We start from the raw sequence: 14,543 nt of genomic DNA, 5'->3' as shown, positions 1-14,543 counted from the left end.
CCCACATCACATCGTCATCACAAAGCCGTTGATTCGCCCGGGATCCGAGCTCACTCGCTGTAACGTCGATTGGGTGCGTACCGAACCGAAGCTCACCCGTCTGGACCGGGTGTTCGCCCGGCTGGACCGTGAGCCGGAACGACCGGCCCACATCGATGTGCCGAAGATGAGCAGGCACCGCATCGTGCTCTTCGCGGCGACCCTGGCCTTCTACGGCGCGATCGTGTGGGCCGTGGTGATCACGTCCTGGCTGGTGCGGCTCGACTGGCAGGTCATGTTCTTCCGCCCGTACCAGCAGTGGTCGGAGATCCACTGGTTCGTCGACTACTACGTGGTCCTCGGCCAGCGCGGCCCCACCGCGGTCATGGTCGCGGCCTGGCTGGGCTGGCGCTCCTGGCGGCAGCACACCCTGCGCCCGCTGCTCGCGCTCGGCGTCTCGCTGCTGCTGCTGAACATCACGGTCGGCGCCGCCAAGTACGGCATGGGCCGCCTGGGGCCGCACTACGCGACCTTCATCGGCTCCAACGAGATGTGGCTCGGCGGCGATATATTTCCGAGCGGTCACACCGCCAATGCCGTGGTGACCTGGGGAATCCTGGCTTACCTGGCCTCCGGGGCGAGAGCCCAGCGCTGGCTGTCCGCCGTGTCCGCTGTGACCTCGCTCGGCGTCGGCATGGCCACCGTCTACCTCGGCACGCACTGGCTGAGCGATGTGCTCCTCGGCTGGACCGCGGGCCTGCTGATCCTGCTCGGCCTGCCGTGGTTCGAGCCCCTCATCGCCCGCTGTGAGGACGCCCTCTTCGATCTGCGCGACCGTGTCCGGGCCCGCAGGCGCCGCACCTCGGCCGTGCCGGCCGGCGCGCCGCCCGTGGTGGTCACGCCCTTGCCGGCCGACCGCGAGGACGTCGCGGCCCGCGCGTCGCGGGCGCCGGTCCATCTGGCTCCCGGCCCGCACACCGCCCGCTCGGAGCGCTCGCCGGTCACCCCGGCCGGCAGCCGCCGGCCGCCGCACCCCGAGCGCCACCCGCGCGGTTCGACGCCATCGGCCCGGCCCGTGACGGGCGGCTGACCAGGGCGGTGCCCCTCACCCGGCACGCCGAAGGCCCCGGTCCCGAAGCGGAACCGGGGCCTTCGGCGGGTCTCAGCCCTTCCAGGCCCGCGCCACCCGGCCGCCCTTGACCTCGAAGTTCAGCCGGCCCACGCGGTACTCCATCGTGATGATCGCCCCCGGTGGCAGTGCGCGCACCGTCGGCCAGCCGCGCTCACGCGCGAGGCGTTCGGCCTGGCCGGCCTCCAGGCCGACATAGGTGTCCGGGCTGTCGTCGGGTTCCGCGGAAGGTGTCGGAGTCGGTGCCATGCCGCCACGCTATGTCCTGCCCGGCGACCGCGGAAGCCCGGGCCGACGACCGGCCACGGCGACCCCGCAAGCCCGGACGCGGGACCGCTGAAGCCCGGATGGCGACCGGTCACCGTCCGCCTCCCGTCACGCTTCTGTCACAGGATCACGACAGGAGTTTCGGGGGCTGTCCGTCACACGAACGAGCGGTTCCGTACGCCTTCCGCGGGCATTCGGCCGTAATTCCCGCGTGTCACATGAGCTGATGGAAAAGCCCGGCGGAAAGTTCCGGCAGAAGTGCCTTCTGAGCTCAGTTCCTTTCCCCTGCCGGGCCCGCCCGGTGAAGTCGGCGCGGTACGGGAAATGCATGGCTTCTGCACCCGGAGGCCGGTTCGCCCCCTGTCGGAGCCTGTGGTGACGCGAGCATCATGGTGTGAGCTCGCGGGTACGTGAGGCGCGGGCTGCGGCGGGCCCGGTACGCGATGAGCGAAGGGGCGAGCGAGCGATGGGGACGCAGACCGTACAGGCGGCGGCGCCGCACGAGCCGCGCACACGGCACGGGCGCGTGGTGGTCGACTGGCTCACGACGACGGACCACAAGAAGATCGGCCACCTCTACCTGGTCACCTCGTTCGTGTTCTTCCTGATCGCCGGGGTGATGGCGCTGCTGATGCGCGCCGAGCTCGCCCGTCCGGGCCTGCAGATCATCGACAACGAGCAGTTCAACCAGGCGTTCACGATGCACGGCACGATCATGCTGCTGCTGTTCGCGACGCCGAGCTTCGCGGGCTTCGCCAACGAGCTGATGCCGCTGCAGATCGGCGCGCCCGACGTCGCCTTCCCGCGGCTGAACATGTTCTCGTACTGGCTGTTCCTGTTCGGCGGGCTGATCGTGCTCGGCTCGCTGCTCGTGCCCTCAGGGCCGGCCGACTTCGGCTGGTTCGCCTACGCCCCGCTCAACAGCGCGGAGCGGTCGCCGGGCCTCGGACCCGACCTGTGGATCATGGGGCTCGCCCTCGCGGGCTTCGGCACGATCCTCGGCGCGGTCAACTTCATCACCACGATCATCGGGATGCGCGCCCCGGGCATGACGATGTTCCGGATGCCGATCTTCGTGTGGAACACCCTGTTCACGTCGATCCTGATCCTGATGGCGTTCCCGGTGCTGGCGGCGGCGCTGCTGGTGCTGGAGGCGGACCGGCGCTTCGGCGCGCAGGTCTTCGACGCGGCCAACGGCGGCGCGATCCTGTGGCAGCACCTGTTCTGGTTCTTCGGCCATCCCGAGGTGTACATCATCGCGCTGCCGTTCTTCGGCATCATCACGGAGATCATCCCGGTCTTCAGCCGCAAACCGCTGTTCGGCTATCTGACGCTGGTCGGCGCGACGATGGCGATCACCGGCCTGTCGATGATCGTGTGGGCGCACCACATGTTCGCCACGGGTGCGGTGCTGCTGCCGTTCTTCTCCTTCATGAGCTTCCTGATCGCGGTGCCGACGGGGGTGAAGTTCTTCAACTGGGCCGGCACCATGCTCAAGGGCTCGCTGTCGTTCGAGACGCCGATGCTGTGGGCGACGGGCTTCCTGGTGACGTTCTTGTTCGGCGGCCTGACCGGGGTGATCCTGGCGTCGCCGCCGATGGACTTCCACGTGACGGACTCGTACTTCGTGGTCGCGCACTTCCATTACGTCGTCTTCGGCACCGTCGTCTTCGCGATCTTCGCCGGCTTCTACTTCTGGTGGCCGAAGTTCACCGGGAAGATGCTCGACGAACGGCTCGGCAAGATCCAGTTCTGGACGCTGTTCGTCGGCTTCCACACCACGTTCCTGGTGCAGCACTGGCTGGGCGCCGAGGGCATGCCCCGCCGCTACGCGGACTACCTCGCGGCGGACGGGTTCACGGCGCTCAACACCGTGTCGAGCATCGGCGCGTTCCTGCTCGGCATGTCGACGCTGCCGTTCCTCTACAACGTGTGGAAGACCGCGAAGTACGGCGAGAAGGTCGAGGTCGACGACCCCTGGGGCTACGGCCGCTCCCTGGAGTGGGCGACCTCGTGTCCGCCCCCGCGGCACAACTTCACGACGTTGCCGCGGATCCGCTCCGAGTCCCCGGCGTTCGACCTGCACCATCCGGAGTACGCGGCGGTGACGTCGCAGCCCGAGCCAGAGCGCCATCAAGCCGATCCCGGGTCCGCCTGATCGCCTCGACCAGCCCGACCGGTTCCAGCACCTCGAACTCGAAGCCCAGCATGACGACGTGGATGACCATCACGTCGAGGCTGCCGGCGCCGCAGCGCAGCAGGCAGGTGTCCGGGCCCTCGGCCTCCAGCACCCCGGCCGAGGGCGAGATGTGCTCGGCGGCCTCCTCCAGGGGGACCAGGAGCCGTACGACGGCGTGAGTGGCGTACGCGCGCGTGGAGACGCCCTGCGCGACGTAGGCGGCGAGGTCCTCGGCGGGCGGCTCGCGGGGAGTGAAGCGCGGGCCGTGCGGCGGCCTGGGAGTGACGCGGTCCACGCGGAAGGTGCGCCAGTCGTCCCGGTCGAGGTCCCAGGCGACCAGGTACCAGCGGCGTTCGGTGCACACCAGCCGGTGCGGTTCGACGGTGCGGCGGGACAGCGCGCCGTCGTGGCCGCGGTACTCGAAGCGCAGCCGCTCGGCGTCCCGGCACAGATGGGCGAGTTCGGTGAGGACGGCCGGGTCGACCGAGGAGGGCAGTGTGCTGCGCAGCATCGGCACGGTGAAGGCGTTCAGGGCGCCCACACGGCGGCGCAGCCGGTTCGGGAGCACCTGTTCCAGTTTGGCGAGGGCCCGCACGGAGGTCTCCCCGATGCCGTCGATGCCCTGCCCGGCGGCGGTGCGCAGTCCGACCGCCACGGCGACGGCCTCGTCGTCGTCCAGGAGGAGCGGCGGCAGTTCGGCGCCGGCGCCCAGCTGGTAACCGCCGCCGGTGCCGGGGCTGGCGTTGACCGGGTAGCCGAGCTCACGCAGCCGGTCGACGTCCCGGCGCAGGGTGCGGGCGCTGATGCCGAGCCGGCCGGCCAGGTCGGCGCCGGACCACTCGCGGTGGGCCTGGAGCAGGGACAGCAGACGCAGCAGACGGGCCGAGGTCTCCAACATGGGGGCGAGTCTGCCAGGCCTTGCGGACAGCGACTGTCCTCAAGGCGTGTAGGCCAGTTGCGGGACGGTGAAGCAGGTGCGGTTCATGTCGCCCTGGCTCACCCAGCCCCTGCCGTCCTGCCAGCGGGCCACCGACAGGCAGGTCCTGTTCGTTCTCGGCGGCTCGGGCAGACGCTCGAACCGGACGGGGAGCAGGAGTCCTCCGGCGGTGTAGCCCTGGCTGTGGTCCATGTACGAGTCGACGCACGCGCGCGTGACGCCGGTCGCCGCGCAGGATTTCGCCGCGTCCGTGAACCACCGCGCGGCCGCCCACCCTTCCAGCTGCCACTGCGAGTGCGTCTTCAGGTCCTTCGTCGCATCGCGGAACTCCCGTACGGCCGCGTTGCCGGTGTCCTCGAAGTTGCGGCTGGCGCCGGTCGCCCAGAGGGCGTTGCGGCAGCGCGGGGCGTCCTCGTAGTCGTCGGTGACGGTGGACGTCCAGTTCTGCACGTTGGTCACCTTGGCGGTGACGTCGGCGCCGACCTCGTCCATCGCCTGGCACAGCTGGGCGTTGCCGTGGCCGTCGATGGCGTCGAAGACCAGGTCCGCGCCCTGCTCCTTGAGGTCGGCGGCGACGGCGCGGAAGTTGGGCAGGGCGAAGTCGACCTGCTCGGTGACGACCCGGTAGCCCTCGGCGCGCAGTCCCCGTTCGACGAGCCGGGCGTAGGCGGCCGAGGCGGACTGGTTGTAGGAGACGACGGCGGCGGTGCGGGCGCCGTGCTCGCGTTCGAAGTAGCGGTAGACCTCGGTGCCGCCGTACAGCCGGCCGTCCCAGCCGGGGGTGCCGTCGCGGGGGGCGAGGCTGCCGTAGATGCCGTAGAGGTGCGGGTAGGTGTCGTAGGCGGCGCCGATGGGCTGGCCGCCGATGTCGGGCACGCGCGCGCGTGCGACACGGGGGGCGCCCGCGTAGTCGAGGACGGTGGTGGCGACCAGGGCGACGACCTCGTCCTCCTCGACGAGTTTGTGCACGCACTCGTTGTTGCCGACGCCGCTGCCACCGTCGTCGCAACGGCGTACCTCGACCCGGCGCCCGTCGATGCCGCCGCGCGCGTTGAGCCGGCCGAAGAAGGCCAGTGCGCCGTCACGGGGGCCGGTGAAGGCGCTGCCGCCGACGGGACTGGTGGCGCTGGTGATGATGCCGACCCGCAGGGGCGCGGAGCCGCGGGGCGGCGGGGTGCCGCGGTCGTCGTGCCGGAAGTCGCTCTCCGGGAGCCGGCTGCCGCAGGCCGCACTCAGGGAGAGCAGCAGGATCGCGGCGAGGATCTCAGCAACCCGGGACCGGCGACCCATTGCCGCTCATCTGCACCAGCGAGCACAGCGCCTTGACGGACACCTTCCAGGTGCCCTCCTCCTCGACGGCTGTCCCGGAGGCGTTCGGCAGAGCGGTGGCGCCCTTCAGGGTGAGCGTGTAGGTCACGTCCGCCTCGGTCGCCGAGGTGAACTCGACCTTGGTGACCTTCGCCTGGACCTGTCCGCCGCGCTCGTCACCGCTGAAGGCCTGAAGGACCGGCCCCATCCGGTCGCCGTTCTCCAGGACGGCCTGCTTCTCCTCGGTCGATGTCTTCGGATCGAAGAATTTCTCCCAGTTCTGCTTGATCTCCGCCTCCGCCGCGGCCCGGTCCGCCGGCGCGCTGGCCGGCGCGCTCGTGGTCTGCTCCGCGGTCGGTGTGGGGGGCGTGCTCTCGCTGCCGCCGCCACTGTCGTCACTGCATGCCGCGAGGGCCGGGGCGAGGGCCAGGACCAGGGCGGCCGCGATCGCCGTGCCCCGTCCCGCGGTGCGTGGACCCCCCGTCCCGTTCCCCCGCCTGAGGTCGCTGCCGAGAACCATCTGGCTCACCACCGGGTGTCGGTCCGGGCCATGCGCGCCCGGTGCTTTCAGGGTCAGCTTCCACAGGGCATAGTGCAAGCGATCGGCGGACTTGAACAGGCAGCCCGACGCACGCACAGCCGAATCCGACGTGTGGGAGCCAGCGATGCGGACCAGCCGACTGCGGACCGTGCATCCCGTCCTGTGGGCGGGCTGGGCCGCCCTGGCCGCCGGCGCGGTGCTGTGCGTCGTGGGCTGGTACGGGATCTCTGGTGAGCGTTACGCCGAACGGCAGCTGCCCTACCTCGCCTCCTGCACGGTCCCCGGGGCCGCCCTGATCATCGCCGGGGCGGTGCTGCTGGCCCAGGGCAGGGGCGCGATCGCCGCGGCGCGCGTGGAGGAGCTGTACGGCCTGCTGGTGGAGGACGGGCCGGCCGAGCCGGAGGCGACCGGGCGGGCCGCGCTCGCGCCGCTCGCGGTCAGCGGCGACCTGCTGATGGTGCCGGGCGGCACGCTGTGGCACCGCGCGGACTGCCCACTGGTCGCGGGCAAGGCGGAGGCGGTTCCGGTGGACTCCGGGCTGGTGGCCAGCGGCGAGCTGGATCCCTGCCCGATCTGCGAGCCGGCCGAAGAAGCCGACTGATGTCGTCACTGACGTACGACCTCGCGCTCGCCGGGCTCTCGGTCGGCAGCGCGGCGGCGCTGACCGGGATCGGCCTGATCGTCACGTACCGCGCGACCGGGGTGCTGAACTTCGCGCACGGTGCGATCGCGATGGTGTGCGCGTACGTGCTGCGGCAGTGCGTGGTCGAGTGGGGCTGGCCGCTGTGGCTCGGGGCGGCGGTGACGCTGCTGGTGCTGGCTCCGGGGCTGGGGGTGGTGCTGGAGCGGTTCGTCTTCCGGCCGCTGGCGGTTCTCGGCGGCGATCCGGCGCAGACGCTGGTGGCGTCCATCGGGGTGTTCGTGCTGCTGGTGGGCGGGGCGGCGCTGCTGTGGGGGCAGGGGGCGCGGGACGACGCGCCGGTGCTGGTGCCCGACGAGCCGTGGGGTCAGCTGGCGGTGGTGCTGGTGCTGGCCACCGGGGTCGCGGTGGTGGTCCGGTGGACGCGCTTCGGGCGGGAGCTGCGGGCCGTGGTCGACGACCGGCGGCTCGCCGTGCTGGGCGGTATCGACGCGGACCGGGTCGCGGCCACCGGCTGGGCGTTCGGTTCGTTCACGGCCGGGCTGACGGGTGTGCTGCTGGCGCCGTACGTACGGCTCGACCCGTACGGTCTCTCCCTGCTCGTGATGGAGGTCGTGGCGGTCGCGGTGGCGGCGCGGATGCGGAGCCTGCCGGTCGCGGTGGTGGTGGCGCTGGGCATCGGGGTGGCGCAGAGCCAGCTGACGCGGCTGCACCCGTCGGGCTGGGCGGAACCGCTGCTCCAGGCGGTCGGCACGAACCTGTTCGTCGTCGCGCTGCTGGTCGCGGCGCTGGTCCTGCCGGGCGTCGGGGAGCGGGACGCCCTGCCCCGCACGGCCACGGCGCGCGTGCCGACGCCGCCGGCTGCCTGGATCGCGGTGCTCGTGCTGTTCCTGCTGCCGCTGGGGCTCGCAGGCCGGGACCTGCACACCTCGGTCCAGGTCCCGGCGCTGGGCGTGATCCTGCTGTCCCTGGTGGTGGTCACCGGCCGCGGCGGCCAGATCTCGCTGGGGCAGGCGGCGTACGCGGGTCTGGGTGCCCTGTTCACGGCACTGCTGGCGGCGGGCCGTCTCCCGGGGCTGCCCGCCCTGCCGGAGCTGGCGGCCCTCGCGGTGTCGGTGGTCCTGGTGGCGCCGCTCGGCCTGCTGACGGGCTGGCCCGCGATCGGCCGCCGGGGTCTGGCCCTGGCGCTGGCGACGTTCGCGGTCGGCGTGGGGGTGAGCCGCTTCGTCTTCACCCAGCCGTACGCCACCTCGGGGCTGTCATTGGGCCGCCCCGCGGGTTTCGACGGGGACCGGGCGTACTACGTCCTGGAACTGCTGCTGCTGGCGGTCGCGCTGCTGGCGACGCACGCGCTGCGCCGGGGGCGGACGGGCCGGGCCCTCGCCGCCATGCGGGATCACGAGCGGGGCGCGCAGGCGGCGGGCGTCGGTGTGCCCGCCCTCAAGCTGCAGGCCTTCGTCGCGGGTGCCGCGCTGGCCGCGCTGGGCGGCGGCATGCTCGGGATGGGCCTGCGTGCCTTCGACGCCGCCGCCTACGATCCCGTGCGCGGACTGCTGTGGTTCGCGGCGGTGGTGGTGATGGGCGCCGACAGCACGCTCGGGGCCCTCGCGGCCGCGGCCCTCCTGGTCGGGCTGGACGCGGGCGCCCGCGGCGGCGTTGCGGCGGCCCTCATCGGCGTCCTGGCGATCCTGGTGGGCCGCTTCCCGGGCGGCCCGTACGAGGCGCTGCGCACGGCGGCGGAACGCCTGCGGCCGCGCGGCACGCGGGCGCTGACGCGGGCCGGCGTGCGGGCCCGCGACCGGCTGCGTCCGGCGGAGCCGCGAGGGGCGCGGAGAGCACCGGTACCGACCGGGGCGACGCGGGTGGCGCACAGGGCGGAGGGGCCGGGTGCCACGGGAGCGGCCGATCGGCGCGAGCGGGGGGACGGCGGGAGCCGTCCGGAACGCCACCCGCCGGGCCGGGCCGCCGTCGGTCTGCCGGGCGGAGACAGCCGGCCGTCGGCCGCCGGCCCCGAGACGCCCACCGGCCCCTCCCCGGGCCCCCGGCCGGGCAGGGCTGCACCCGTCGGGGCCGCCCCACCGCCCACGGGCCCGGTCGCCGCCGCACCCGCCCCCTCCGCCGTCCTCACCGCCCGTCACCTCCACGTCCGCTACGGCGGCTTCACCGCTCTCGACGGAGTGGATCTGGATCTCTCCCCCGGTCGGGTCACGGCGGTCGTGGGGCCCAACGGGGCCGGGAAGAGCACTTTGTTCCACTGCCTGGCCGGAACGCTGCGGCCCGCGGACGGGACCGTGCGGCTCGCCGGACGGGACATCACCGCGCTGCCCGCGCACGCCCGCACCCGGCTCGGCGTGGCACGGACCTTCCAGGAACTGGCCGTCTTCCCCTCGCTGACCGTGGCCGAGAACGTCCGGGTGGGCGCCGAGCAGGGCCGGGTGACCGATCCGGGCGCCGTGGAGCGCACGCTCAGGCTGCTCGGGCTCGACGGACCCGTGCGCGGCCGGCCCGCCGCCGGGCTGCCCACCGGGACGCTGCGCCGCGTCGAACTGGCCCGGGTCCTCGCGGGCAGTCCTCGCGTCCTCCTCCTGGACGAGCCGGCCGCCGGGCTCGACACCGCCGAAGTGACCGCCCTGGCCCGGGTCCTGAAGGCCCTGGCCGCCGACGGCACGGCCCTCCTCGTCGTCGAGCACGACCTGGACCTGGTGGCCGGTCTCGCCGACGTCGTGCAGGTGATGGCCGCGGGCCGGATCGTCGCCACCGGTCCTCCCGGGCGCGTCCTGGAAGCCCTGGAACGGGAGGCCGGCCGATGACGACGCTGTCCCTGCGCCACGCGCGCGTGCGCTACGGACCCGTGGAGGCCCTGCACGGCATCACCCTCGCCGCCCCCGGGCCGGGCCTCACCGTGCTGCTGGGCCGCAACGGCTCGGGCCGCACCACCGCCCTGCGCGCCCTGGCCGGCACGGTCCCCCTGGCGGGCGGCGCGGTCGTGTGGGACGGCCGGGACGTGACGCGTGTCCCGGCGTACGCACGCGCCCGGCGCGGGATGTGCCTGGTGCCGGAACGGCAGGCCGTGTTCGCCTCGCTGACCGTGCGCGAGAACCTCCGGCTCGCCGCGCAGGAGCACACCGTGGCCCTGGACGCCTACCCGCAGCTGCGGCCCCTGCTGGAGCGGCGCGCCGGCACCCTCTCCGGCGGGGAGCAGCGCATGCTGGCCCTCTCCCGGGCGTTGCTCGCACGCGCGCGCGTGGTGCTCGTCGACGAGCCCGCGCAGGGCATGTCGCCCTCGGTCGCGGCGCGGACGTACGAGCTGCTGGGCGCGCTCGACGCGTGCGTGGTGCTCGCCGAGCAGCGGCTGCCGCCCGCCCTGCGGGAGCGGCCCGCGCTCGTCTACGAACTGCGCCGTGGGGCCGTCGTGTTCGCCGGGGAGGCGGGTGAGCTCAGGCGGTGACCGGGCGCGCCGAGGCCCCGTCCGGTCGGCCGACCGGACGGGGCCCGTGTCCCGGCGAGGGGGAGCAGCGGCTCAGAACTCGAGGCGCAGGCCGGGCACGATCACATCGGGATCAGCCCCGATGGCGGCCTTGTTGGCGGCGTAGAGGTGCTGCCAGGTGGTTCCGTGGCGGGCGGCGACGCCGCTCAGGGTGTCGCCCCGGCGGACGGTGTAGTCGCCGCGGGAGGAGCCGCGGTCCGCGTGATCCGCGGCCCGCGCCGGCGCCTTCGACGGCTTCGCCGGGGCCTGCTTGATGGAGGTGACCGGGTCGGCGGCGGGTGCGCCGCCGCTCGCTCCGGCGCGTGCCGAACAGACGGGCCAGGCGCCCCACCCCTGGGCGCGCTGGACCTTGGTGGCGACGGCGATCTGCTGGGACCTGCTCGCCCGGTCGGCGGTGGGCGCGTAGGCCGTGCCGCCGTAGGCGTTCCAGGTGGAGGCGGCGAACTGGAGTCCGCCGTAGTAGCCGTTGCCGGTGTTGATGTGCCAGTCGCCGCCGCTCTCGCACTGGGCGATGCGGTCCCACACTCCGCTGTCAGCCGCCGCGGCGTTTCCGGTCGCGGTCAGCAGTCCGAGGGGCGCGAGCAGTGCCGCCCCGGCGAGGACCGCCGTCGTACGAACCTGGTGCTTGCGGGCGCCTGAGCGAGTGGTATCGGCACATTCGGACATGTAGGTCCCTCTCGAAACACCCGGGGATCCCCCAAGGCGGAACACCACTCCCGCGTCATGGGACGCGGGGGTCGCGCTCGCCCCGCCCACCGGAGCGGTGCTGTGCCGGGGTCCTGGGAACCCGGCGGCCGGTGGACGTACCCGAGCGGTGCTCGTTGCACACGGCCGAGGAATCTAAGGAGGTCGGGGGCTCGGCAGCAAGGAAACGCCCGTTCGGGCAGGCCAGTTCACCGATACCTCGGGTAACGGCGGTTTCCGGACACCCACTTCATTCGTGGATTTCCGGATTTATCGACCAACAGCCTCGATGACCTGTGACCCACCTCACTCCATCAACACCCTTGCCGCGTCGGCCAGTTGACAGTGAGTGTGCGGTTCCGCGCCCTGCGTGACCGTGTGCGCTGGTTGGTTCGATTACGTTCGGCCTGGGGCGTGACTCCCGCCACAGATCGTCCGTTGTCTTCTGCATGAGCCGGGACCTACCCGGACCACGGGCCGGGAGCCACCCGGCTTTTGCCACGCACCGCATCCCCGAGGGAGCCACCCGTGCCGCGCATGCTCGACGTCAGCGACGAGGTACGCGCCGAGATCGGCGACGAAGAAGCCGACCGCCTGCTCGCCGGAGAGACCGCCGCGGGCAGTTACGACTGCACGTCGTGCCGCACTCCGGGCGACTCCGAGCAGGAGCTCACCAGCACCGTCCTGTTCATCGGTGACGAGACCGCCGTCCTCGCCTTCGCCCACGCCGGCTGCCTGCCCTCGCAGGTCGTGCAGGTCACCGAGGAGCAGCTGCGGGGCGCCGTGAAGTCCATCACCGGCGACACCGTCGACCTGGAGCCCGACAAGGTGGTGCCCCAGCAGGCGGTGCTCGGCGTGACCAGCGGACTCGTCCTGATCGGCGGTGAACTGCACCCGGCCCTGGTGGTCGAGCCGACCGGGCCCATCGCCCGGCCCGGCACGACCGGCGGCGGCGACGACTTCCTGCCGCTGCTCATCGAGCAGGGCTTCATGCCGCTGACGGAGCTGTCCGCCGTACCGCCGGTGCTGCACGGCTGGTCGGTGCTGCTCGCCATGGGCCAGCTGCACGCGGTGCTCCAGCCGGGGGCGGGCGGCGGCCAGCCGGTGGCCTGGTGGCAGGCGCACCAGCCGCTCCAGGTGACCGAGGGCTGGCGCGCGGCCGCCAACAAGCACCAGCAGGTTCTGATGTTCGCCGCGCCGGCCGGCTCCATCGGCCGCCAGCCGCGCGAGGACCTGCTGCGGGACGCACTGGACAAGGCAGCGGCGAACGGAAAGCTGGTCGCCTCGGCACTGCCGCTGGCCGGCACCTGAGCGGCGCGTCACCCGTCCACGCCGTACACCTGCGAAAGCCGTAGCCGGGCCGCATCCCTTGCCCCGCGGGGTCGTTTGGACATACGTGCACGCATACGACGTTCCCCGCCGCCAGTCCTTCTCACCGATCCCGTCCGCGCGGTCGGCTCAGGACTCCCAGGGCGGCCCATCGGCCACGCCGATCTACGACGCGCTCTACGCCGAGTACGTCAAGTCCTTCCGGGCACTGCCCGGGGACCGCAGCGGCGAGGAGAAGCTGGGCTTCACCGCCTTCGGGAACACCCCGCACGGTTCGGGCTCCTACGGAGGGACGTACGGCAGCTCGTACAGTGCCTACAGCGCGGGCGCCCAGAGCGCTCGCCACGCCGCCGGGCAGCAGCCGCAGTGGCAGCGCGTCGGTGCCGTCGGCTCGCACATCGCGGAACCGCACACCACGAGCGGGCACGGCACGGGCATGCACCATGTACCGGCCGCGCTGCCGCCGGGACGGCGGGGCGGTATCTGAGCGAGCACCGGACACCGGAAAGGGCGGCCCCGAACGGGGCCGCCCTTTCCGGTACTTCGCGCTACTTCTTCTTGCCGCGCTTCTCGCGCACCCGCACGGAGATGTGGATCGGCGTTCCCTCGAAGCCGAACTCCTCGCGCAGGCGGCGCTCGATGAAGCGCCGGTAGCCCGCCTCGATGAAGCCGGAGGCGAACAGGACGAATCGCGGCGGCTTGGTGCCCGCCTGCGTGCCGAACAGGATGCGCGGCTGCTTGCCGCCCCGGACGGGGTGCGGGTGGGCGGCGACGAGCTCACCGAGGAAGGCGTTCAGCCGGCCCGTCGGGACCCGGGTCTCCCAGCCCGCCAGGGCCGTCTCGATCGCCGGGACCAGCTTCTCCATGTGCCGGCCGGTGCGCGCCGAGACGTTGACCCGCGGCGCCCACGCCACCTGGCCGAGCTCGGTCTCGATCTCCCGCTCCAGGTAGTAGCGGCGCTCCTCGTCGAGGGTGTCCCACTTGTTGTACGCGACCACGATCGCGCGGCCCGCCTCGACGGCCATGGTGACGATCCGCTGGTCCTGCACCGAGATGGACTCGGAGCCGTCGATCAGGATGACCGCGACCTCCGCCTTCTCGACGGCGGCCGCCGTACGCAGCGAGGCGTAGTAGTCGGCGCCCTGCTGGAGGTGGACGCGCTTGCGGATGCCCGCCGTGTCGACGAACTTCCAGGTGACGCCGCCGAGTTCGATCAGCTCGTCGACCGGGTCACGGGTGGTGCCCGCCAGCTCGTTGACGACGACGCGCTCCTCGCCCGCCACCTTGTTCAGCAGGGAGGACTTGCCGACGTTCGGGCGGCCGATCAGGGCGACGCGCCGCGGGCCTCCGATGCCGCCCCCGCCGAACGACTCACGCGGTGCCTCGGGCAGCACTTCCAGGACCTGGTCGAGCATGTCTCCGGTGCCGCGGCCGTGCAAGGCGGAGACCGGGTGCGGCTCCCCGAGGCCCAGCGACCACAGGTAGGCGGCGTCGGCCTCGCCGCTGGGGCCGTCCACCTTGTTGGCGCACAGCACGACCGGCTTGCCGGCCTTGCGCAGCAGCCGGACGACGGCCTCGTCGGTGTCGGTGGCGCCGACCTTGGCGTCGACGACGAAGACGACCGCGTCGGCGGCCTCGATCGCGTACTCGGCCTGGGCGGCCACGGATGCGTCGATGCCGAGGACGTCCTGCTCCCAGCCGCCGGTGTCGACGACCTTGAAGCGGCGGCCCGCCCACTCGGCCTCGTAGGTCACCCGGTCGCGGGTGACGCCGGGCTTGTCCTCGACGACGGCCTCGCGGCGCCCGATGATGCGGTTCACCAGGGTCGACTTGCCGACATTGGGGCGGCCGACGACGGCGAGCACGGGAAGCGGCCCGTGACCGGCCTCCTCGATGGCGCCCTCGACGTCCTCGAGGTCGAAGCCCTCCTCCGCGGCGAGCTCCATGAACTCCGCGAACTCGGCGTCGCCGAGCGCCCCGTGGTCGTGCTCGTGGGCGCCCTCGGACGCGTCCGAGCCGTCGGGCTGGATGTGGTCGTTCATGAAGTCCGTACCTCGTCGTTC

The 14,543-nt window shown here is 72.8% G+C and carries 12 protein-coding genes and 1 pseudogene; 7 read left to right on the top strand and 6 right to left on the bottom strand.

Annotation, left to right across the window (positions count from 1 at the left end; genetic code table 11):
• Positions 1–73: 73 nt before the first annotated feature.
• Positions 74–1,069 (top strand): phosphatase PAP2 family protein, encoded by a 996-nt coding sequence (locus AB0937_RS28070; protein WP_366715307.1) that lies wholly within the window; start codon positions 74–76, stop codon positions 1,067–1,069.
• A 72-nt stretch (positions 1,070–1,141) separates the two neighbouring features.
• On the opposite strand, the gene AB0937_RS28065 is transcribed toward AB0937_RS28070, so the two are convergent.
• Positions 1,142–1,357, bottom strand: a complete 216-nt coding sequence (locus AB0937_RS28065; RefSeq protein WP_351642292.1) for an I78 family peptidase inhibitor — start codon at positions 1,355–1,357, stop codon at positions 1,142–1,144.
• A gap of 484 nt (positions 1,358–1,841) precedes the next feature.
• On the opposite strand from AB0937_RS28065, the pseudogene ctaD reads away from it, so the two are divergent.
• Positions 1,842–3,503: pseudogene (ctaD, locus tag AB0937_RS28060) on the top strand (cytochrome c oxidase subunit I); the annotation flags it as partial.
• Here ctaD and AB0937_RS28055 read toward each other — a convergent pair.
• The 3 genes from AB0937_RS28055 to AB0937_RS28045 are packed head-to-tail and all read right to left on the bottom strand — an operon-like array spanning position 3,412 to position 6,319.
• Positions 3,412–4,452 carry a YafY family protein gene (locus AB0937_RS28055; protein ID WP_366715305.1) on the bottom strand — a complete coding sequence of 347 codons (1,041 nt, stop codon included), beginning with the start codon at positions 4,450–4,452 and terminating at the stop codon, positions 3,412–3,414. The pseudogene ctaD and the gene AB0937_RS28055 overlap by 92 nt on opposite strands.
• 39 nt (positions 4,453–4,491) lie before the next feature.
• Complete coding sequence (locus AB0937_RS28050; RefSeq protein ID WP_366715303.1) at positions 4,492–5,781, bottom strand: ABC transporter substrate-binding protein; 1,290 nt, start codon at positions 5,779–5,781, stop codon at positions 4,492–4,494.
• The gene (locus tag AB0937_RS28045) at positions 5,756–6,319 is read right to left on the bottom strand and encodes a hypothetical protein (RefSeq protein WP_366715301.1); all 564 of its coding nucleotides are present in this window, start codon (positions 6,317–6,319) and stop codon (positions 5,756–5,758) included. The genes AB0937_RS28050 and AB0937_RS28045 overlap by 26 nt, the downstream gene beginning before the upstream one ends.
• Positions 6,320–6,464: 145 nt before the next feature.
• Between AB0937_RS28045 and AB0937_RS28040 the strand changes: the two genes are divergently transcribed.
• The 3 genes from AB0937_RS28040 to AB0937_RS28030 are packed head-to-tail and all read left to right on the top strand — an operon-like array spanning position 6,465 to position 10,428.
• Positions 6,465–6,941: a hypothetical protein gene (locus AB0937_RS28040; protein ID WP_366715299.1), complete on the top strand. Its 477-nt coding sequence runs from the start codon at positions 6,465–6,467 to the stop codon at positions 6,939–6,941.
• Positions 6,941–9,790 carry an ATP-binding cassette domain-containing protein gene (locus tag AB0937_RS28035; RefSeq protein ID WP_366715297.1) on the top strand — a complete coding sequence of 950 codons (2,850 nt, stop codon included), beginning with the start codon at positions 6,941–6,943 and terminating at the stop codon, positions 9,788–9,790. Before AB0937_RS28040 ends, AB0937_RS28035 begins: the two co-directional genes overlap by 1 nt.
• Positions 9,787–10,428 (top strand): ATP-binding cassette domain-containing protein, encoded by a 642-nt coding sequence (locus AB0937_RS28030; protein ID WP_366715295.1) that lies wholly within the window; start codon positions 9,787–9,789, stop codon positions 10,426–10,428. The genes AB0937_RS28035 and AB0937_RS28030 overlap by 4 nt, the downstream gene beginning before the upstream one ends.
• A 72-nt stretch (positions 10,429–10,500) precedes the next feature.
• On the opposite strand, the gene AB0937_RS28025 is transcribed toward AB0937_RS28030, so the two are convergent.
• Positions 10,501–11,133, bottom strand: a complete 633-nt coding sequence (locus tag AB0937_RS28025) for a transglycosylase family protein (protein ID WP_366715293.1) — start codon at positions 11,131–11,133, stop codon at positions 10,501–10,503.
• A gap of 546 nt (positions 11,134–11,679) precedes the next feature.
• Here AB0937_RS28025 and AB0937_RS28020 point away from each other — a divergent pair.
• Together AB0937_RS28020 and AB0937_RS28015 are read left to right on the top strand one after the other, a co-directional pair.
• Positions 11,680–12,462, top strand: a complete 783-nt coding sequence (locus tag AB0937_RS28020; protein WP_366715291.1) for a hypothetical protein — start codon at positions 11,680–11,682, stop codon at positions 12,460–12,462.
• Between the two features lie 85 nt (positions 12,463–12,547).
• Complete coding sequence (locus AB0937_RS28015) at positions 12,548–12,967, top strand: hypothetical protein (protein WP_366715289.1); 420 nt, start codon at positions 12,548–12,550, stop codon at positions 12,965–12,967.
• Positions 12,968–13,028: 61 nt separating this feature from the next.
• Here the strand turns inward: AB0937_RS28015 and der are convergent, their stop codons facing one another.
• The gene (gene der, locus AB0937_RS28010; protein WP_366715287.1) at positions 13,029–14,522 is read right to left on the bottom strand and encodes a ribosome biogenesis GTPase Der; all 1,494 of its coding nucleotides are present in this window, start codon (positions 14,520–14,522) and stop codon (positions 13,029–13,031) included.
• Between the last annotated feature and the right edge of the window lie 21 nt (positions 14,523–14,543).

The organism is Streptomyces sp. NPDC047880, from assembly GCF_040706515.1.
GTDB lineage: Bacteria > Actinomycetota > Actinomycetes > Streptomycetales > Streptomycetaceae > Streptomyces.
Note: the sequence above shows the minus strand (reverse complement) of the source record. Positions and strands in the feature narration are given on the sequence as shown.

Coding starts and splice junctions, on each gene's coding strand:
- AB0937_RS28025 (WP_366715293.1), bottom strand. CDS start 11,133: ATGTCCGAATGTGCCGATACCACTCGCTCAGGCGCCCGCAAGCACCAG.
- AB0937_RS28045 (WP_366715301.1), bottom strand. CDS start 6,319: ATGGTTCTCGGCAGCGACCTCAGGCGGGGGAACGGGACGGGGGGTCCA.
- AB0937_RS28050 (WP_366715303.1), bottom strand. CDS start 5,781: ATGGGTCGCCGGTCCCGGGTTGCTGAGATCCTCGCCGCGATCCTGCTG.
- AB0937_RS28065 (WP_351642292.1), bottom strand. CDS start 1,357: ATGGCACCGACTCCGACACCTTCCGCGGAACCCGACGACAGCCCGGAC.
- AB0937_RS28030 (WP_366715295.1), top strand. CDS start 9,787: ATGACGACGCTGTCCCTGCGCCACGCGCGCGTGCGCTACGGACCCGTG.
- der (WP_366715287.1), bottom strand. CDS start 14,522: ATGAACGACCACATCCAGCCCGACGGCTCGGACGCGTCCGAGGGCGCC.
- AB0937_RS28040 (WP_366715299.1), top strand. CDS start 6,465: ATGCGGACCAGCCGACTGCGGACCGTGCATCCCGTCCTGTGGGCGGGC.
- AB0937_RS28035 (WP_366715297.1), top strand. CDS start 6,941: ATGTCGTCACTGACGTACGACCTCGCGCTCGCCGGGCTCTCGGTCGGC.
- AB0937_RS28055 (WP_366715305.1), bottom strand. CDS start 4,452: ATGTTGGAGACCTCGGCCCGTCTGCTGCGTCTGCTGTCCCTGCTCCAG.